16 protein-coding genes are annotated in these 19,142 nt (G+C 73.0%); 13 read left to right on the forward strand and 3 right to left on the reverse strand.

Annotated features, from left to right (window positions below):
• Positions 1 to 426 precede the first annotated feature (426 nt).
• Positions 427 to 747: a hypothetical protein gene (locus WMF42_RS32845; RefSeq protein WP_061609785.1), complete on the forward strand. Its 321-nt coding sequence runs from the start codon at positions 427 to 429 to the stop codon at positions 745 to 747.
• Here WMF42_RS32845 and WMF42_RS32850 read toward each other — a convergent pair.
• A complete protein-coding gene (locus tag WMF42_RS32850; RefSeq protein WP_061609786.1) occupies positions 714 to 1,184 on the reverse strand; it encodes a GNAT family N-acetyltransferase in 471 nt (156 codons plus the stop codon). The two genes, WMF42_RS32845 and WMF42_RS32850, sit on opposite strands and share 34 nt — an antisense overlap.
• 499 nt (positions 1,185 to 1,683) lie before the next feature.
• Between WMF42_RS32850 and WMF42_RS32855 the strand changes: the two genes are divergently transcribed.
• From WMF42_RS32855 to WMF42_RS32865, 3 genes are read left to right on the forward strand one after another with little or no spacing between them, the layout of a single operon-like run.
• On the forward strand, positions 1,684 to 2,583 hold the full coding sequence (locus WMF42_RS32855; RefSeq protein WP_437686807.1) for a lysophospholipid acyltransferase family protein: 900 nt from the start codon (positions 1,684 to 1,686) through the stop codon (positions 2,581 to 2,583).
• Positions 2,580 to 3,509 (forward strand): SDR family oxidoreductase, encoded by a 930-nt coding sequence (locus WMF42_RS32860; RefSeq protein WP_061609787.1) that lies wholly within the window; start codon positions 2,580 to 2,582, stop codon positions 3,507 to 3,509. Before WMF42_RS32855 ends, WMF42_RS32860 begins: the two co-directional genes overlap by 4 nt.
• A 53-nt stretch (positions 3,510 to 3,562) precedes the next feature.
• Entirely contained in the window at positions 3,563 to 5,128 is a 1,566-nt protein-coding gene (locus WMF42_RS32865) for a dipeptidyl-peptidase 3 family protein (protein ID WP_437686810.1), read from the forward strand.
• An 18-nt stretch (positions 5,129 to 5,146) separates the two neighbouring features.
• On the opposite strand, the gene WMF42_RS32870 is transcribed toward WMF42_RS32865, so the two are convergent.
• Positions 5,147 to 6,880: a hypothetical protein gene (locus WMF42_RS32870; RefSeq protein ID WP_437686812.1), complete on the reverse strand. Its 1,734-nt coding sequence runs from the start codon at positions 6,878 to 6,880 to the stop codon at positions 5,147 to 5,149.
• Positions 6,877 to 8,076 (reverse strand): hypothetical protein, encoded by a 1,200-nt coding sequence (locus WMF42_RS32875; protein WP_437686814.1) that lies wholly within the window; start codon positions 8,074 to 8,076, stop codon positions 6,877 to 6,879. The genes WMF42_RS32870 and WMF42_RS32875 overlap by 4 nt, the downstream gene beginning before the upstream one ends.
• 178 nt (positions 8,077 to 8,254) lie before the next feature.
• Between WMF42_RS32875 and WMF42_RS32880 the strand changes: the two genes are divergently transcribed.
• The 9 genes from WMF42_RS32880 (at position 8,255) to WMF42_RS32920 (ending at position 19,123) form a co-directional block, all read left to right on the forward strand.
• Complete coding sequence (locus tag WMF42_RS32880; protein ID WP_437686816.1) at positions 8,255 to 9,637, forward strand: serine/threonine-protein kinase; 1,383 nt, start codon at positions 8,255 to 8,257, stop codon at positions 9,635 to 9,637.
• 104 nt (positions 9,638 to 9,741) lie between these two features.
• Complete coding sequence (locus WMF42_RS32885; RefSeq protein ID WP_061615569.1) at positions 9,742 to 10,728, forward strand: AAA family ATPase; 987 nt, start codon at positions 9,742 to 9,744, stop codon at positions 10,726 to 10,728.
• On the forward strand, positions 10,725 to 11,633 hold the full coding sequence (locus tag WMF42_RS32890) for a DUF58 domain-containing protein (RefSeq protein WP_061612529.1): 909 nt from the start codon (positions 10,725 to 10,727) through the stop codon (positions 11,631 to 11,633). Before WMF42_RS32885 ends, WMF42_RS32890 begins: the two co-directional genes overlap by 4 nt.
• Positions 11,630 to 12,919, forward strand: coding sequence for a hypothetical protein (locus WMF42_RS32895; RefSeq protein ID WP_437686818.1), 1,290 nt, complete (start codon positions 11,630 to 11,632; stop codon positions 12,917 to 12,919). The genes WMF42_RS32890 and WMF42_RS32895 overlap by 4 nt, the downstream gene beginning before the upstream one ends.
• A complete protein-coding gene (locus WMF42_RS32900; protein WP_437686820.1) occupies positions 12,916 to 14,061 on the forward strand; it encodes a vWA domain-containing protein in 1,146 nt (381 codons plus the stop codon). Before WMF42_RS32895 ends, WMF42_RS32900 begins: the two co-directional genes overlap by 4 nt.
• Positions 14,058 to 15,212, forward strand: coding sequence for a vWA domain-containing protein (locus tag WMF42_RS32905; RefSeq protein ID WP_061609830.1), 1,155 nt, complete (start codon positions 14,058 to 14,060; stop codon positions 15,210 to 15,212). The genes WMF42_RS32900 and WMF42_RS32905 overlap by 4 nt, the downstream gene beginning before the upstream one ends.
• Positions 15,199 to 16,293: a tetratricopeptide repeat protein gene (locus WMF42_RS32910; RefSeq protein WP_437686821.1), complete on the forward strand. Its 1,095-nt coding sequence runs from the start codon at positions 15,199 to 15,201 to the stop codon at positions 16,291 to 16,293. The genes WMF42_RS32905 and WMF42_RS32910 overlap by 14 nt, the downstream gene beginning before the upstream one ends.
• Positions 16,290 to 18,257, forward strand: coding sequence for a BatD family protein (locus WMF42_RS32915; RefSeq protein ID WP_437686822.1), 1,968 nt, complete (start codon positions 16,290 to 16,292; stop codon positions 18,255 to 18,257). The genes WMF42_RS32910 and WMF42_RS32915 overlap by 4 nt, the downstream gene beginning before the upstream one ends.
• Entirely contained in the window at positions 18,242 to 19,123 is an 882-nt protein-coding gene (locus WMF42_RS32920) for a tetratricopeptide repeat protein (protein ID WP_437686824.1), read from the forward strand. Before WMF42_RS32915 ends, WMF42_RS32920 begins: the two co-directional genes overlap by 16 nt.
• The last annotated feature ends 19 nt before the right edge of the window (positions 19,124 to 19,142 follow it).

Here is a 19,142-nt window from a genome sequence, read left to right on the forward strand (position 1 = left end):
TGGCTCATCGCGCCGGCCCGGAGGCGCCCGGCGACCCGATCGCCCCGGACGTCAGCCGCGGACAGACACCGCGTCGCCGGGCCCGCGCGCCGACCACGCGCCGCGCAATCCCCGCTGCCGGCCGGCCATGATCCTTTTCGGCGCCACGTCCAACACTCCGGCGATGGAAGCCCGTCCAACGCTCCGGCGACCGCGGCCTCCCTCCGCGCCTGTTGTGAATCTGTTCCGATCGCGCGACGCCGTGCCGCGTCGTCGCGCATTGAACGCGTCGCCTCGCCACCTACATCCTCGGAAAGGACAGCAGAAGGTCAGTCGTCATCTCACGAGCGTGACATGGGAGGCACGCTATTCTTGTTGTGGGGCGGAATGAGATCGCCCAAGTGAAAGACGCGCCGCGCGTCAGACGTTACCCCGGGGGATCAGCTCATGCGCTCGCTGTTCGAGCAGGTGGTCGACTGCTGTGGCCTGGCGCCAGCCTTCGCCAGGAGGATCATCCAGGAGGCCTGCGAGCGGAGCGGTGTGTCGCCGCCCGAGGCGATGACGCCTGCCGACCTCATCCGCTCGCTCCCCCACATCCGCCAGGCCCTCGCCGTCTTCCTCGATCCCCGCGAGGTCGCGCTGAAGACGGCCGCGATGCGCGCCCTGGTCAAGGGCTCCTGGCCCTCGATGCCCGCGGTCGCTCCCCCCGATGCGAGCCAGGAGATCCGGACACCTCAGGAGGAACCGAAAGCCAAGTCGAGCTCGTAGAGCTCGTAATGCGACCGCTGCATCCCGAGCGCGGCATAGGTCGACTGTGCGCGCGCGTTCGCTGTCTCCACGTAGAGCCGGATGCCGCATACGTCCCCCGCGTCCGCCGCCATCTCCTGAACTCGCCGGTACAGCGCCCGGAAGACGCCGCTGCGCCGCGCGGCGGGTGACACGTAAACGGACTGGATCCACCAGAAAGTAGCGTTTCTCCAGTCACTCCATTCGTAGGTCACCATCAATTGCCCGACCACCTCGGAGGCGCGCTCGGCGATCAGATAGAACCCTTTCGCCTCGTCTGCGATCAGCGCGGCGGCGCCGCGGAGCGTGATGGCCGCGTCCAGGACCTTGCCTTCCGTCTCGAGCGCCATCGCCCTGTTGTTCGCCGCGAGGATCGCGGCATCCAGGGGCGTGGCCCGGCGGATCACGAGATCGGTCACGAGGCGACCTCCCGATGGGCATTGCAGGGGCGTCCTTCCGGCGCATGGTCGGAGGGCGCCTGACGGGGAAGCTCTGAGGCGCGAGGTAGGGTCGACATGGGCGACCCATACCGCGGGCGGCGGGGCTGCTCAATGGCTGCGCCGCGCTCCTCGACGGAGAACACAGCGAGCAGAGCCCGCCGCGGATTTCCGCCGCGGCGCGTTATGTTTCACGATGTGATCCTCGACGAGAACGGCGGGAGCTCCTCCGTGAAGCGCCGTGGCGCATCGTGAAGCGCCGTGGATCATCGTGAAGCGCCGGGGATCATCGTGAAGCGCCATGGCGCATCGTGAAGCGTCGAAGAGCGCCGTGAGCGCGCGCATCCGTTGCGCGTTCGATCGAGCCCTGCGCCCGGCGCAGCGCAGGCCGTCCGCCTCCTCGGCGGCGGCCCTGCGGAGGTTGTGCTCCCCGCCCGATCGCGCGTACCCTCCGGGCGCGGAAGCCTCCGGAGGGTGACCTTTGAGACTGCTCGTCAACGACTCGATTGCCCAGCGCGTCCAGCGGCTGGAGATCCCTTTCAACAGCTTCGGGGTCGATCCTTACGGCATCTCCCGGAAGCACCTTGGTCTCTTCTTCTCGTTGCTGGACTTCTTCTATCACCATTACTTCTCGGTGGACGTGTTGGGCACGGAGAACGTGCCTGCGCGCGGGCGCGCGATGCTCGTCGGCAACCACTCGGGCGGCGTCGCCATCGACGGGGCGATGGTCGTCGCGTCGATGTTCTTCGAGATGGATCCGCCGCGGCTGGCCGAGGGGATGGCGGAGAAATTCATCAATCGCCTCCCGTTCACCTCGCTCTGGTCGAGCCGGACAGGGCATTTCACCGGCCTCCCCGAGCACGCGAGCCGCCTGCTCGAGGACGAGCGGCTGCTCATGGTGTTCCCCGAGGGGGCGCGCGGCACCGCCAAGCTCTACAGCGAGCGCAACTCGCTCGTGCATTTCGGGTCGGGGTTCGTCCGGCTCGCGATGAAGACGAGGACGCCCATCATCCCGTTCGGCTTCGTCGGCGGGGGCGAGGCGGTGCCCACCATCGCCAACTCGTACACGATCGGCCGGCTGTTCGGGGTGCCGTATATCCCGATCACCCCGTACCTCGTCCCGGCCCCGCTCCCGGTCCAGCTCGAGATCACCTATGGCGAGCCGATGACGTTCCCCGGGACAGGGGCGGAGGAAGACGAGGTGATCATGGGCCACGTGGATCAGGTGAAGGCGAAGATCGCCGAGCTCATCGAGGTCGGGCGGCAGCGGCGCCGCGGGAACCTCGCGCTCGACCAGCGCGGCGCCACGGCCCGAGCGCGCGGTCGATCGCCGGATTCATCGCGCGGATCGTCGCCGGGTTCGTCGAAGGAGCGCTCATGAGGATCCTCATCCCCGGAATCACCGGCCAGCTCGGCCGCATGGTCGCGACGCGCCTCCTCGAGGAGGGGCACGAGGTGATCGGGATCGACCGGCGGCCGTGGCCGAACGCCCCCGCCGGCGTCGAGATGCACAACGTCGATCTCCAGAAGCGCGCCGCCGAGGACGTGTTCCGCAAGAGCCGCCCCCAGGCCGTCATCCACATGGCGACCGTGACGCACCTCGTGGAGCAGACCGAGGAGCGGTATCGCATCAACCTCGGCGGCACGCGCGTCGTCTTCGACAACAGCCGCGCCTGCGGGGTCGAGCACGTGATCTTCGTCGGACGACACACCTATTACGGCGCTGGCCCCGAGTCGCCGCTCTACCACACCGAGGAGGACCCGCCGATGGCGGTGTCCACCTTCCCCGAGCTCGCCGACCTCGTCGCGGCCGATCTCTACGCCTGCACGGCGCTCTGGCGCGCCCCCGAGCTCTGCACGACCGTGCTCCGCATGTGCTACACGCTCGGCCCGACGGGCCACGGCACGCTGGCGAGCTTCCTCCGCGGCCCGCATGTCCCGTACGTCCTCGGGTTCGACCCGCTGTTCCAGTTCATGCACGAGCAGGACGTCGTGACCGCCATCTGCCTCGCCCTCGAGAAGCGCATCCGCGGCGTCTACAACGTCTCGGGCCCGCAGCCCGTGCCCCTGTCGCTCATCATCCGGGCGGCCGGGCGCGTGCCGGTCCCCCTCCCCGAGTTCGTGCTCCGCAACGCGCTCGGCCGCTTCGGCCTGCCGAAGCTCCCGCGCGCGGCGGTGACCCACATCAAGTACCCCGTCGTCGTGGACAGCGCCGCCTTCCGCGCCGCCACCGGCTTCCAGCACGCCATCGACGAGGCCCAGGCGATCCGCGCGTACCGCGACGCGCACCCGGTCCAGACGAGCTGACCCTGAACCGCCCGGCGCTCGCCGGACATCGCATCACGTCAGAGGAGGTCCCGATGCTCTCCGACAAGGTCAAGCAGTTCGCGCCGGCCAGGCTCACCGCGGATGTCAACAAGCTGCCCGAGCCGGAGCGGGCGGCGCTCGGCAAGCTCATCGAGGCGTCGCGGCGGCTCGATCCCGTCTTCGACCGGCAGGCCTACGCCGCGAACCCGGAGCTCCGCGAGCGGCTCCTCGCGGACGGCACCCCCGAAGGGCGCGACCGGCTCGCCTATTTCGACATCATGCGCGGCCCGTGGGACAGGCAGGATCACCACCGCCCCTTCGCCATCGACATTCCCCGCCCGCCCGGCGCCGGCTTCTACCCGGAAGATCTCTCGGCCGACGAGCTCCACGCGTGGACAGCGCAGCACCCCGGCGACAAGGCCGCCATCGAGAGCCTGTTCACGCTCGTCCGCCGCGACGCGGGCAAGCTCGTCGCCGTGCCGTACAGCCAGGCCTACGCGGCGTGGCTCGGCCCCGCCGGCGCGCTCCTCGAGGAGGCGGCGGCGCTCACGGCGAACGAGAGCCTGCGGCGCTTCCTGAAGTCCAGGGCCGAGGCATTCCGCTCGGACGATTATTTTACATCGGACAAGGACTGGATGGACCTCGACAGCCAGGTCGAGGTGACCATCGGGCCGTACGAGACCTACGAGGACGAGCTCCTCGGCCTGAAGGCCTCGTTCGAGTCGTTCGTCACGGTGAGCGATCCCGAGGCCTCCCAAAAGCTCTCCCGGTACAAGGAGCTCCTCCCGGAGATGGAGCGCAACCTGCCCATCCCCGACGACGTGAAGACCGAGCGCGGCGGCGAGAGCCCCATCCAGGTCGTGGACCTTGTCTTCAGCGCCGGCGACGCCCGCAAATCGGTCCAGACGATCGCGTTCAACCTGCCGAACGACGAGCGCGTCCGCGCCGAGAAGGGGGCCAAGAAGGTCCTTCTTCGCAACGTGATCGAGACCAAGTTCGAGCGGATCATGCGCCCGATCGCCGAGCGCATCCTCGACCCGGCGCAGCTCGAGCACCTGTCCGCCGACGCGTTCTTCAACGAGACGCTCTTCCACGAGCTCTCGCACAGCCTCGGCCCGGCGTTCACGACCGTCGGCGGGGAGCGGGTCGAGGTGCGCATCGCGCTCGGCTCGACCTACTCCGCCCTCGAGGAGGCCAAGGCCGACGTGATGGGCGCCTACAACGTCCTCTTCATGATCCGGAGGGGCCACTTCCCCGCCGACTTCAGGGACAAGCTCCTCGTTTCTTATTTCGCGGGGCTCTTCCGGAGCACCCGCTTCGGCGTGGCCGAGGCGCACGGCAAGGGCGCCGCGCTCCAGATCAACCGCTTCCTGGAGGAGCGCGCCGCCCGCTTCGACCCGGCGACCAGCCGCTTCACTGTCGACGCCGCGGAGCTCGAGGCCGCCATCACGCGCCTCGTCCGCGACCTCTGCATGGTCCAGCACCGCGGCGACAAGCAGGCCGCCGGCGAGCTCCTCGCGAGGTACGGCGCTGTCTCGGCGCCGATGCAGCAGGCGCTCGGGGGCCTCGAGGGGATCCCGATCGACATCCGCCCGATCTACCCGCTCGCCGGCGAGTGAGCCGCCCGCGGGCGGCGCTCACGGCCCGATCTGGACGATGAACGCGTCGCCGGCGCCGCGGCTCGTGACCGCGCCGCCGGGCCCGAGGTCGAGCACGCCGTCGAAGTGGCCGGTCACCCAGCTGTTGCCGAGGAGATCGGCCGCGACGGAGGTGGCTGCCTGCGTGCCCGAGTCGCCGAACCGGCGCGACCAGAGCGGGCTGCCGTCGGGGCCGAGCTTGGCCACGAACACGTCGGCGGCGCCCCGGGCCGAGTGCACCTCGTCGCCGATCTCGAGGCTCCCCCAGAACGAGCCGGTCAGCAGGATGTTGCCGGCCAGGTCGACAGCGATCGCGGCGCCCTCCTGGTCCGCGTCGTCGCCGTAATCCTCGCTCCACAGCGGGACGCCGTTCTCGTCGAGCCGGATGAGGAGGACGTCCTTGTCGCCCGCGGTCGTGCGCGGCGACTCGCCGAGGGTGACCGACGAGCGGAACGAGCCGGTCACGAGGACGTTGCCCGCGCCGTCCACGGCCACGCCGAGCGCCTCGGCTGTGTTGGTCGCGTTGGCGGACTTGCTCCAGACGTGGTCGCCCGACGGGTCGAGCTTCGCGACGAACAGGTCGGACTTGGCCACGGTGAGGAGGTCCTTCTCGCCCCCGAAGCCGATCCTCCCGCTGAACCAGCCGACGAGGACGATGTTGCCCGCGCCGTCGACGGCGACGCCGGTGCCGGCCTGGTCCGCCTCGTCGCCGAACTGCCTGGCCCAGTGGACGTTGCCCGCGGCGTCGAGCTTGACGAGGAACACGTCGCGCTCGCCCTGGCTCTTCAGGGTGAAGCGCTCGCCCTTCCTGGGCTCGCCGAAGTCGAGCGTGCCCCAGAACTCGCCGGTGACGAACGCGTTCCCCGCGCTGTCCACGGCGACGGCCGTCGCTTGCTGGGTGGCGGCGTCGCCGAAGCGCCGGCTGAACTGGTGCGCGCCCGCGGCGTCGAACCGCGCGACGACAACGTCGGCGCGGTGGCCGCGGCCCTTGCGCACGCCGCCGCCGAAATCGACGTCGCCCGACGCGCTGCCCGCGAGCACCACGTCGCCCTCCGGCGAGAGCGCGACCCCCCGGGCGACGCTGTCCGCGAACCGGCGGCTGAACCGGAAGCGACCGCCGCGCGAGAGCCCGTCGCGCGAGAGCCCGTCGCGGGGGAACGAGGCGAGGAACGCGTCCGCCTCGGCGAGCGTGCCCAGCTCGTCCGACGGGCCCCCGCCGAGGTCGGTGCTGCCGGACGCGGACCCGACCACCACGACGGCGTCCTTGCTGACGGCGATCGCCCGGCCGTGCTGATCGCCGGTGCCGCCCAGCGCGACGCCCTGCACGGGATCGCCCGTGCACGCCCGCCCGTCGCAGTTCTCGTCCGCGGGCGTGGTGCAGCTCTCGAACGCCGGCAGGACCTGGCCGACGCACGCGCCGACCGCCGTCCCGTCGTCGTTGCAGGCGGCGACGCCGGCCGCGCAGAGGCCGACGCCCTCGGTGCCCTGCGGCCCCGTGTAGCAGGCCGTCTCGGCGCGAGGGACGCAGCTCTCCGCGACCTCGCCGCCCCCGCCCGCGCCTGGCTCGATGCCCACGACATCGCCGCCGCCGCCGCCGCTGCCGCTGCCCCCCGCGCCCGGCGGGTCCGGCGCGACCTCCGGGAACGGCGCGATGAAGGCGCACGCGCCCGCGCCGGTGAAGGCCAGGGCGAGCGTCGCGACGACGCCCGTGCCGAGGCGACGCGCGTCGCTCACAGCGCCCCCTGCACGGCGACGCCCGCGCCGTCCGCGCCGACCCACGGCGAGAGCGCCGTCGGGCCGGGGGCGCGCGGCGCTGTCGCGGGCCGCGCCTGCGGCCCGGCGGCGTCCGGGGGCACCGCGCGCGACGAGGAGGAGGGCCAGAAGAGGTACGCGGCGAAGCCGCCCGCGATGAGGGCGGCCCCGCTGAGCGCCGTGCTCGTGATGGCGAGCGCCTGGCCGCTGTCGCGCAGCGCCTGCCGCTCGTCCAGCGAGCCCGGGGTGGGGCTCCGGTTCAGCCGCAGGAAGCTGTGCCGCACGTCGTACGCCATGACGCCCGTGACGAGGGCGCCGGCCGCGAGCGCGGCCGCCGTCCCCACGACGGCCACCGGCGAGATGCGCGGGCCCGGCGCGGGCGCCGGGGGAGGCGCCGGGCGAACGGGCGCGAGCGGCCGCAGGGCCACGAGCGGCCGCAGCGGGCCGAGATCGGCCCTCAGCTCGACGACAGCGCCCGTCTCGGCCTGCACCGCGGCCTCGAACCGCTCTGCGTAGTTCTCGGCCCGCACGACGACCCGCCGCTCCCCGGGGGTCACGAGGATCGCCGCGCCGACGAGCGCCGGGTGGATCGGCTCGCCGTCGATCTCGACGCGCACGCCGGTCGCGTCCTCGGGCAGGCGCAGGACGATCTGCGACGTCCTCGCGCGGAGCTTCTCGATGCGTGATCGCGACTCCCTGGCAAGCGCGATCTCGCGCCGCGCCGCCGCGCCCGACTGGGCCAGCTCAAACGCGTTGAGCGCCTCGACAACGTGGCCGAGCGCCTCGTGGCAAGCGCCGAGGTGGTACCAGAGCGACGGCGACACGACGATCTTGCGGATGCGCTCGTAAGTCTCCAGCGCCTCCGCCCACCGGCCTTGATCCTCGGCGGCGAGGCCGAGCGCGAACAGGCGCCGCGCGGACGCGAGCTCCGCGGCGCTCGGCTGCCGCGGCGCGGCAGGAGCCGCCGTGTCGCCCGCGACGGTAGCCGGCGACGCGGCGGGAGCCGCCGTGTCGCCCGCGACGGTAGCCGGCGACGCGGCGGGAGCCGCCGTGTCGCCCGCGACGGCGGCCGGCGGCGCGCGCCCCTCGATCGGCGGGTAAGGATCGGCGAACGCAGCCGGACCTACGCCGACCACGGCGAAGAATACCACTCCGCCGATGGTGATCCGATGCTCCACCTGCGCCTCCTTCCTCAGCGAAGCGATAGAGGCAATCTAACCGTACTCACGCTCCCCGATTCTCGACAACTGGAAAATTGTTTGAGATTGGCGCCCGATCCTGGAACGCTCTTGCATCGCCGCTGAGAGCTTCAGCATGGTCGGATTCACGACGACACAGGAGTCGCAGGTACGAGCTGTGATAGCGCCCGTCGATCTTGTGCCAGGTCAGCACCTCGGCCGCTATGAGCTGCTGATCGCCATCGCGCAGGGCGGAATGGGCACGGTGTGGGCAGCCCGGGAGCGCGGCGGCGCGGCGGGCAACACGATCGTGGCAGTGAAGACGATGCTGCCGGCGCTCTCCAGCGATCCGCGCTGCAAGCGCATGTTCCTCACCGAGTCTCGCATCGCGGCCCGGATCAAGCACCCGAATGTGTGCGCGATCCTGGATCAGGGTGAGCAGAGCGGGGTGCTCTACTTCGTGATGGAGTGGATCGACGGCGACGCGCTCGTGGAGCTGCTCGGCGGCAGCACCCGCAAGCAGGGCCGGCCGCTCCCCCTGCCGGTCGCCGTGCGGATCGCGATCGAGTCGGCGCGAGGGCTGCACGCCGCGCACGAGCTCCGGGACGACGACGGGACGCTCGTCGGGCTCGTGCACCGCGACGTCTCGCCGCACAACATCCTGATCACGCGGGACGGCTCGGTGAAGATCGCCGATTTCGGCGTGGCCAAGGCCGTGGCGCACGCGGACAACCCGACGACAAACACCGGGCACATGAAGGGAAAGATCCTCTTCATGGCGCCCGAGCAGGTCTACAGCGAGCAGCTCGACCGGCGGTCGGACATCTTCGCGCTCGGGATCGTGCTCTATCAGCTCACGACGGGCACGCACCCGTTCGCGGCCAGCCACGACCTCGCGACGATGGCGCGCATCGCGCGGCCCGAGCCGGTCGATCCGCCGAGCTCGGTCGTCCCCGACTACCCGCCCGCGCTCGAGGCCGCGGTGATGCGCGCGCTCGCCAAGGACCCGGCCGAGCGGTTCGCGACGATGGCCGAGCTCGCCGACGCGCTCGAGGCGGTGGAGGCCACGCTCGGCGGCCGACGCGAGGAGGTGACGGGGTACATCCGCGACGCGCTCGCCTCGCGCGCCGCGCGGCGGACGGCGGTGCTCAAGGACGCGGTCCGCGCCGCGGACGGCAGGGCGCGGGGGCGGCCGCTCTCGCGCCTCGACCCGCAGCGCCGCGCCAGGACGATCGCCACCGCGGCGGCCCTCGTGGCCTCGGGCGCGCTGCTCGGGGCGGCGACGCTCCTGTGGGTCGGCCTCGGCGAGGGCCCCGCCCCCCCGGGGGCTGTCGAGCCCGCGGCGCCGGCGCTCCCGGTCGAGCTACCGCAGGTCGCCACCGCCGAGCCGCGCGCGCCGGAGCCGACGCGCGCCGACGCGCTGGCGCCGGCGCTGGCGCCGTCGTCCGCGCCTGCGCCGCCGCCGTCCTCCGCGCCCGCCGCGAGCGCGACAGCGGCCCCGCCGCCGGTGAGATCTCCGGCCGACACCGGGCGCGCCAAGTTCCGCGATCCGGGCTTCTAGCGCGCCGTTCGGCGCGCGCGGCGGCCCGGCCCCGCGCCCGAGGAATAATCGGGCGACGCCGGTTGTCCTCGGGCGGCCGGGCTTGCTATGAGCTCCCACCCGTTATGCACGACGTACGCGCCCTGAACGAGCTGGTCGCCAAAGAGAGCGCCTTCATCGACACCCTGCTCAACGAGGTTGGCAAGGTCATCGTCGGTCAGACGTACATGATCGAGCGCATCCTCATCGGGCTGCTGACCGGAGGGCACGTCCTCCTCGAGGGCGTCCCCGGCCTGGCCAAGACGCTCACGGTGCGGACGCTGTGCGACGCGATCGAGGCGAAGTTCTCCCGGATCCAGTTCACGCCGGACCTCCTGCCCGCCGATCTCATCGGCACCGTCATCTACAACCACCAGAAGGGCGATTTCACCTCCAAGCTGGGCCCGATCTTCGCGAACCTCGTGCTCGCGGACGAGATCAACCGCGCCCCGGCGAAGGTGCAGAGCGCGCTGCTGGAGGCGATGCAGGAGCGGCAGGTCACGATCGGCGACACGACCTACCCGCTGCCGAGCCCGTTCGTTGTCATGGCGACCCAGAACCCGATCGAGCAGGAGGGGACCTACCGGCTGCCCGAGGCGCAGGTCGACCGGTTCATGCTGATGGTCAAGGTCGGCTACCCCGCGCGGGCCGAGGAGCGGCAGATCATCGACCGCACGACCGCGGTGATCGAGGGCAAGGCCGCGAAGGTGACGACGCCCGAGGAGCTCGTCTCCGCGCGCAAGGTCGTGCGCGACGTGTACATGGATGACCGCGTGAAGGACTACATCGTGGATGTCGTCTTCGCGACCCGCGAGCCCGGGCAGAAGGGCATGCGCGAGCTGAGCAGCCTGATCGAGTACGGGGCGAGCCCGCGCGCCTCGATCGCGCTGGCGCTCGCCGCGCGCGCGCACGCCTTCCTCCGGCACCGCGGCTACGTGACGCCGGAGGACGTGAAGGCGATCGGCCCCGACGTGCTCCGGCACCGGGTCGTCCTGACCTACGAGGCCGAGGCCGAGGAGGTGACGTCCGAGCAGATCGTCCGGCGCGTGTTCGAGGTGGTCGAGGTGCCGTGAGCAAGGCCTCCGGCTCGAAGAACCCGCTGCCGCCGGAGCTCCTGAAGCAGCTCCGGCGCATCGAGATCCGGACGCGAAGGCTCGCCAACGAGCAGCTCTCCGGGACGTACTCGTCCGTCTTCAAGGGGCAGGGCCTCTCGTTCCGCGAGGTCCGCGCCTACCTGCCCGGCGACGACGTGCGCTGGATCGACTGGAACGTCTCGGCCCGCATGAGCGAGCCGTTCGTGAAGGTGTTCGTCGAGGAGCGGGAGATGACCGTCATGCTGGTCGTCGACGCCTCGCAGAGCGAGCAGTTCGGCACGCGGCGCGCGTCGAAGGCGCGCGTCGCCGCCGAGATCGCGGCGCTCTGCTCGTTCAGCGCCATCAAGAACAGCGATCGCGTGGGCCTCGTGCTCGCGACCGAGGCCGTCGAGAAGCTCGTGCCGCCGAAGAAGGGCGACAAGCACGTGATGCGCGTCATCCGGGAGATCCTCGGCCACGAGCCGAAGTACACGGGGACGAACCTGAAGCTCGCGCTCGAGACCCTTGTCAAGGTGGCGAAGCGGAGGAGCGTGGCGTTCGTGATCAGCGATTTCTTCGCCTCCGGCTTCGAGCGCTCGCTCTCGCTCGCGGCCGCCAAGCACGACGTGATCCCGGTGATGCTCGTCGATCCGCGCGACGAGGAGCTGCCCGACGTGGGGCTCGCGACGTTCGAGGACCTGGAGACCGGAGAGGAGGTCGTCGTCGACACGGGCGACCGGGCGGTGCGCGACAACTACCGCACCGCGATGCGCAAGCTCCGCAACGACAGGGACAAGCTCTTCAAGAAGCTCGCGCTCGACGCCGTGGTGGTGAAGACGGGCGAGAGCTTCGTGACCCCGCTGCGCGACCTGTTCGCCAAGCGGGCGCGGAGGCTCAGGCGATGACGCCGCGCCGCTCCCGGGCCTGCGCCGCGCCCCCGCCCGCGTCGCCTGCGCGCTCGCGCGCGTCGAGCCCCCGCCCGCTCGCCTGGGCCGCGCTCGCAGCGGCGCTCGCGTGCGCCCTGCCGGCGCGCGCGCAGCCGGCCGCGGGCGGCGCCGGCGGGCCCGCCGCGCGGGACGACGACGCCCCGCCGCCCCCGCCTCCGCCGCCCGCGCCGGCGCCGGCCGCGACGGAGCGGGGCGGGGGCAGCGTGTGGGCCTCGTGCGCGGAGCACGTGCCGGCCGGCGCGACGCGGCCGCAGATCCAGGAGACGTTCCCGAGGAACGGGTTCAGCGGGTACGCGGCCCACCTCGAGGTCACTGTCGCGCACGGCAAGGGCGAGACGGTGCTGCCGGAGGGCTTCAAGGTCCAGGGCGACAGCGACGCCGCGCGCGCGCTGGAGAAGGCGGGGTTCATCCTGCCCGAGGCCGACGCGGGCGCCGGGCCGACCAGCACGACGACCGCGACCGACACAGGCGCGACGACCAGGCTTGTCATCCCGTTCGTCCCGCTGCCGAAGGAGCCTGGGAGGAGCGTGCTGCAGCTCCCGCCGGTGCCGATCGCCGTGTCCCGCGCGAGCGGCGAGCTCGTCACCGTCTGCACCCGGCCGCACGAGATCGTCGTCGAGGACCCGATCGCCAACGAGCGCGATCCCAAGGTGCGGCCGAACCCGCCGCCGCGGCCGCAGCGGGAAGAGTGGGTGCTCGCGAAGCAGCTCACGTTCGGCATCCTCATCGGCGCGGCGCTCGGCGTGCTCGTGGCCTGGCTGGTCCGCCGCTGGCTGCGCCGGCCCCGCGTCGTCGCCGCCCCGCCGCCGAAGCTGCCGTGGCTCGCCGCGCTCGAGGAGCTCGAGGCGCTCCGACGCTCCGACCTGCTCAGCCGGGGGCGGACCGACGAGTATTTCGACCGCGTGAGCGACAGCGTGCGCAAGTACCTCGGCGCGCGGTACGGCTTCGACGGCCTCGAGACGACCAGCGACGAGATGCGCGCGCTGCTCGCGCGGGTGCGCCCGCCCGTGCCGGTGCTGCCGCAGATCGCGCGGTTCCTCGCCGACTGCGACCTCGTGAAGTTCGCGCGCCTCCAGCCGACCGAGACCGACTGCCTCGAGGCGATCGAGCGCGGCGAGGTCATCGTGCACCGCACGACGCCGCCGGCCGCGCGCCCCGGCGAGGCCGCCGGGCCCGCCGGCCCGCCGTCCGGCAAGCAGCCGCCGCCCGCCCGCTCGTCGCGGGCGCCCGAGGAGGCGCCTTGAGCCGGGCGAAGCGCGCGGCGCTCGCGGTCGCGGCGACGCTCGTCGTCGCGGCGATCGCCTGCGTCTACCCCTACCTCGCGCGCCGCGACGCCTGGATCGGCGCGAGCTGGCAGACCCCGTGGTTCCTGGTCGCGCTCCTCGCGGTGCCTGTCGTCTGGTACTGGGGCATCTTCGCGGAGGACGCGCGCAGGCCCCGGCTCCGGCTCGGCACTGTCGCGCCGCTCGCGCGCGGGCCGCGCGGCCTGCGCAGCCACCTGCGCGACCTGCCCGGCGTGCTGCGCACGGTCGCGCTCGCGCTGCTCATCCTGGCGATGGGGCGGCCCGTCAGCGTGCTCCGCGAGCAGCGCTCGGACGACAAGGGCATCGACATCGTCGTGGCGCTCGATCTGTCGGGCTCGATGCGCGCGATCCTCGACGCGAGGCCGGCCGACCTCCCCGGCCAGCCGAAGCTGCCGCGCGGCAAGCGGCTGACCCGGCTCGACACGGCGAAGCTCGTCCTCCAGGACTTCATCAGCCGGCGAAGGACCGATCGCCTCGGCGTCGTCGTCTTCGGCAAGGCCGCCTACGTGCTGTCGCCGCCGACGCTCGACTACCACCTGCTGACGCAGATGGTCTCGCAGATGACGCTCAACGTGATCGACGGCAGCGCGACGGCGATCGGCGACGCGCTGGGCACCGCTGTCGCCCGGCTGCGCAGGAGCGACGCGCAGTCGAAGGTCGTGATCCTCCTGACCGACGGCGACTCGAACGCCGGCGCCATCTCCCCCGAGTACGCGACGCACCTCGCGACATCGCTCGGCGTGAAGGTCTACACGATCCAGATCGGCACCGACGACGAGGTCGAGGTCGAGGACGGCATCGATCTCTTCGGGCAGCCGCGCTACGTGCGCCACCGCTTCCCGGTGAACCCCGCGCTGCTCCAGGAGATCGCGCAGAAGACAGGCGGCGCGTCGTACGTGGCGACCGACGCCAAGGCGCTCGCGGACAGCATGCACGACGTGCTCGACCGGCTGGAGAAGACCCGCTTCGAGGCGTCGATCTCGGCGTACGAAGATCTCTTCCCGTTCCTGCTCCTGCCGGGGGTGTTCCTGATCGGGCTCGACGCGCTCCTGCGCGCCTGGCTGCTCCGGAGGTTCCCGTGAATTTTGCGGCCCCCTGGTTCCTGCTCGGGACGGCGTTCGCCGCGCTGATCGGGCTCCTGCTCATCCTCGGCGGCTTCGGCGTCGCGCGCGCCATCAAGCGCTTCGGCGACGAGGACCGCGTGAAGGCGCTCACCACCGCCGACCCGGCGAAGCGCCGCGCCTGGAAGGGCGTGCTCCTCGTGCTCGCGACGGCGCTCGCGTTCGTGGCCGCGGCGCGGCCACAGTACGGCAAGGGCACGCGGCTCGTGCCGGCGACCAACGTCGACGTGGTGGTCGTGCTCGACTACTCGAAGAGCATGTACGCGCGCGACGTCGAGCCCTCGCGCATCTTCCGCGCGAAGGTCGAGGTCGCCCGGCTCATCAAGGATCTCGAGGGCGCGCGCTTCGGCGCTGTCGCGTTCGCCGGCGAGCCGATGGGCTTCCCGCTCACCGCGGACGGCGCCGCGATCGCGCAGTTCTTCCGCCAGCTCGACCCGAACGACATGCCGATCGGCGGCACCGCGATCGCGCGCGCGCTCGACCAGGCGAACGAGCTCTTGCGCCGCGATCCGAAGTCCGCCGAGCACAAGCGGATCATCCTGCTCGTCACCGACGGCGAGGATCTGGAGGGCTACCCGCTGAGCGTCGCCCAGGCGATCGGCGCCCAGGGCACGACGATCCACGTCGTGCAGATCGGCGGGCGCACGCCGGAGCCGATCCCGGAGATCGGCCCGGACGGCCGCATCGTCGGGTGGCGGCAGGACCGCCAGGGCAAGCCGCTCACCACCGAGCTGTCGCTGTCGGGCGAGCAGCAGCTCGCGTCGATCGCGCAGGCGACGCCGGGAGGGCAGATCATCCGCGCGGAGAAGGGCACCACGGGCATCGAGACGATCGCCGCGGAGCTCCGGCGGCAGATGAAGAGCGAGTTCTCGGAGCGGGTCGAGACGGTCTACGCGGACGTGTATTTCTACCCGCTCGGCCTCGCGATCCTGCTCCTCATCGCCGAGGTGTTCCTCAAGGACGCCCCGCGCCGGCGCTTCGTGGCGACGCACCCCAAGGCCGCGCCGCGGCGCGCGGCGCTGCTGAAGCGTCGCCAGGGCGACGCGGATCCCGCGGCGGAGGCGGAGCCGGCCGCGGCGGGCAGCGCGGGAGGGCAGCATGCCGCGTCGTGATCGCAGGCGGGCGGCTCTCGCCGGGTTCCTCGCGCGCCACGGGCGCGTCCTCGCGATCGGGCTCGGCGCGGCGTGCCTCACCGGGGCCGCGTTCTCGGCGGCGTCCGGGTGCAGCGGGTGGGATCCGACGTCCCCGTTCGAGCGGAACGCGCCCGCGGTCGACCAGGCGATCCGCGATCTCGACGCGGGCAACCTCGAGTCGGCCGCGCAGGCGCTCGAGAGCTACCTGGGGACGGGCCCGTGCAGCGACGCCGGCATCGGGCTGCCCGACTCCGTGCGCCAGAAGCCGAACGGCTCGTTCGACCTCGGGCTGACGCTGTTCCACCTGGCCGAGCGCTACGGCCACCGCTTCGGCGACGAGGAGCTCGCGGACGGCGGTCCGGAGCAGGAGCAGAGCGACGCGCTGCGCGGGATCGAGATCGACTGCGCGCTGACCCTCGTGAAGGCGATCGGCGCCGATCCGAGCGTGCCGGCCGACGTGCGCGCGCGCGCCCGCTACCTCGCGGGCAACCTCGAGTTCTTGCGGCGCAAGTACGAGGACGCCGTGAAGTACTACGATCAGGCGCTGGCGATCATCCCCGGCCTGCTCGAGGAGGCGGGCGGCGACGGCATCGGCCGGGACGCGGCCTGGAACCGGGCGATCGCGCTGCGGCGCATTGAGGAGCAGAAGGACGCAGGGCCGCCGGACGCGGAGCCCGACGCGGAGCCGGACGCAGAGCCCGACGCGGGCGAGCCCGACGCGGGCGAGCCCGACGCGGGCGACGACGGCGGCGATCAGGACGCGGGCGACGACGGCGGCGACCAGGACGCGGGCGACGACGGCGGCGACCAGGACGCGGGCGACGACGGCGGCGACGGCGACCAGGATCAGAGCCCCGACGCGGGCCCGCAGGATCAGCCGCCCGACGCGGGGCCGCCCGAGCAGCCCGAGCCGCCGCCCGAGCAGCCCCAGGAGCAGCCGCAGCCCGGAAGGCAGGACGATCGCGTCCTCGACCAGCTCGAGGAGGCGCCGACGTACCAGGAGCAGGAAGCGAAGAGCAGGGCCGGCATGCGGCGCGGCCGCGGGATGGAGGACAAGTGACGCGCCCGGCGCTCTCCCCTGCCCCGCTCGCGCTCGCGGCCCTCGCCGCCCCACGCCCCGCGCCGCTCGCGACGGCGCTGCTCTTCGCGCTGCTCGCGCTGCTCGCCCCGCTCGCGGCGCGCGCCCAGCAGCCGGAGCTCTCGTCGCGCGCGAGCTCGACCGATGTCGAGGTCGGCGAGCCGTTCACTGTCGAGGTGAAGGCGCTCGTCGAGCGCGGCGCCGGCATGCCGTCCGACCCCGAGCTGCGCGTCCCGCCCGATCTCGACATCGTCTCCGGCCCGAGCATCGGGACGCAGATGAAGACGCAGATGAGCGGCGGCATGGTGACGACGCAGCTCGGGATCAGCGCGACGTGGCAGATCGTCGCGAACAAGCCCGGCCGCTATACGATCCCCGGCCCGACCATCTCGTGGAACGGCAAGCGCATGACCGCGGGTCCGATCCTGATCAAGGTCGTGCCGGCGAGCGGGCGGCCGCGCCGGCCGAACAACCCGTTTCTTTTGCCCGGCGGCCCGCTGCACGGCTTCCCGTGGCCGTTCAGCGGCCCGGGGGGCTTGCTCGACGACGAGGAGGTCGAGGACGAGCGCGAGGATCAGGCCCCGGAGCTGGCGATGCCGAGCGAGCCCGATCCGGTTGTGTTCCTGCGCGCCATCCCCGACAAGACGAGCGCGGTGGTCGGCGAGCAGGTCACTGTCTCGTTCTACCTGTACTTCCGCGAGAACGCGGAGATGAGCGAGCCCCGCGCCGCGCCCGCCGCCGACTTCCTCCGCCACGCGCTCCTCGAGGACCCGCGCCACGAGCGGCCCGTGTACACGCGGGTCGGCGGGCACCGCTACGCCGCGCGCCTCGTCGACAAGCTGGCGCTGTTCCCGCTGAAGGCGGGCGAGCTGCACACGGGCAGCATGCAGGCGCGCATCACGGGGCGCCGCATCGGCGCGCGCGTGCTGCGCGAGTCGAACGACGTTGTCGTCCAGGTCACGGAGCCGCCGGTCGCCGGCCGCCCGTCCGGCTACACCCTCGGCGACGTCGGTCAGTTCACGCTGAAGGCGACCGTGCAGCCGCGCCAGATCGACCAGGGAGGCGCGGTGGCCGTGACCGTGCAGGTCACCGGCACCGGCAACTTCCCGCAGTCGCTCCGGGTGCCGGAGCGGACCGGCCTCGAGTGGCTCGACCCCGAGAAGCGCGAGTCGCTCGAGCCGCGCGGCGGCGCGATCGGCGGCTTCCGCTCGTTCGGCTACGTCGTCCGGATCCAGGAGAGCGGCGCGGTGAGCCTCGGGAAGATCGAGTTCCCGTACTGGGATCCGGCGCAGAAGCGCTACGTGGTCGAGACAGCGGACCTCGGCGTCATCCAGGTGACGGCGGTCGCTCCGCCGGCGTCCTCCGGGCCGGCGTCCGGCGCGAAGGACGCGAGCCGCGACGCGGGCGGCCGCGCCGAGCCGTTCGCCGGGATACCGGGGCTCCGCACGTCGCTCGGCGCGTACTCCCCGCCCGCGACGCTGCCCCTCGACGGCGCGCCGTTCTGGCTGCTCCTGGCCGCGCCGCCGCTCCTCGTCACGCTGTTCGGCGCCGGCGATCGGCTCGTGCGCCGGGCGCGCGAGCGCCGCGAGGCGGGCGCGACCTCGCCCGCCCGGCTCGCGGCCCTGGCGCTGCAAGAGGCGGAGGAGGCCGCCGCGCAGGGAGATCTCAAGGCGACGGCCGCGGCGGTCGAGCGCGCCGTGCACCGGGCGATCGAGTCCGCGACGGGCCTCCGCTCCCGCGGCGTCCTGCTCGCGACGCTCCCGGGCGAGCTGGGCCAGCGCGGCGTCCCCGAGGCGCTGGCGGCGCGCGCCTGCGAGACCCTTGCCGCGTGCGAGGCGATCCGGTTCGAGCCGTCCGGGCAGGAGGGCGGCGCGCCCGCGTCCGCGGCGCTCGTCGAGAAGAGCCGCGCCGTCATGACCGAGCTCGCCCGATGGAAGCCGACGTGAGCGGCCGCCGCCGCAGGCGCCCCCTCGCCGCCGCGCTCCTGGTCCTCGCCGCGTGCCTCGCGCCGGCGCTGCCCTCGAGCGACGCGCGCGCGCAGCCGGCGGGGAGCCAGGCGCAGGCGCAGCCGGCGGAGGCCCCGGAGGCGCTGTTCCAGCAGGGGACGGCGGCGCTCGGCCGCGGCGAGTACGGCGCGGCGATCGACACGTTCGAGCTGCTCGCCGACCGCGGCTTCGTGCACCCGGACGCGAGCTACAACCGCGGCCTCGCCTATGTCCTGCGCGTCCGCGAGGGCGCGGATCGCCCGGGCGACCTGGGCCGGGCGGCGGCGGCGTTCGAGGAAGCGCTGCGGCTCCGTCCGGGCGACGCGGACGCGGATCGCGCGCTCGACCTCGTGCGCGCGGAGATCACGCGCCGGCGCTCGCGCCGCGCCGCGGACGCTGTCGACGCGCGGCCCACGCTCGACCGGGTCATCGTCGGCCTCGCGTCGGAGCGCACCTGGGCGGCGGCCGCGCTCCTCGCGTCGCTGCTCCTCGCTGTCGGCGTGGCGCTGCGGCGCCGCCCGGCGGGCCCCGCGCACGTCGCGGGCAGCGTCCTCGCGCCGACGGCGCTCGTCGCGCTGCTCGCGCTGGTGCCGCTGACGGTTGCGGCGCGGCACCTGCGGCTGACGACGCGCGCCGGCGTCGTGGTGGTCCCCGAGGTCCGGCTCCTCGACGAGGGCGGGCGCGCGCTGCCCGCCGCGGAGCAGGCCCCGATCCCCGAGGGCGCGTCGGTCGAGGTCGGCAGGAGATCGGGCGGGCTCGCGGAGGTCCGCTGGGGCGCGACCGAGGGGTGGGTTCCGGCGTCGAGCATCCGGTTGCTCGCTCCATGAACGGCGCCATCGTGTGCTA

The sequence above is a fragment of the Sorangium sp. So ce176 genome (genome assembly GCF_051519835.1).
GTDB lineage: Bacteria > Myxococcota_A > Polyangia > Polyangiales > Polyangiaceae > Sorangium > Sorangium cellulosum_G.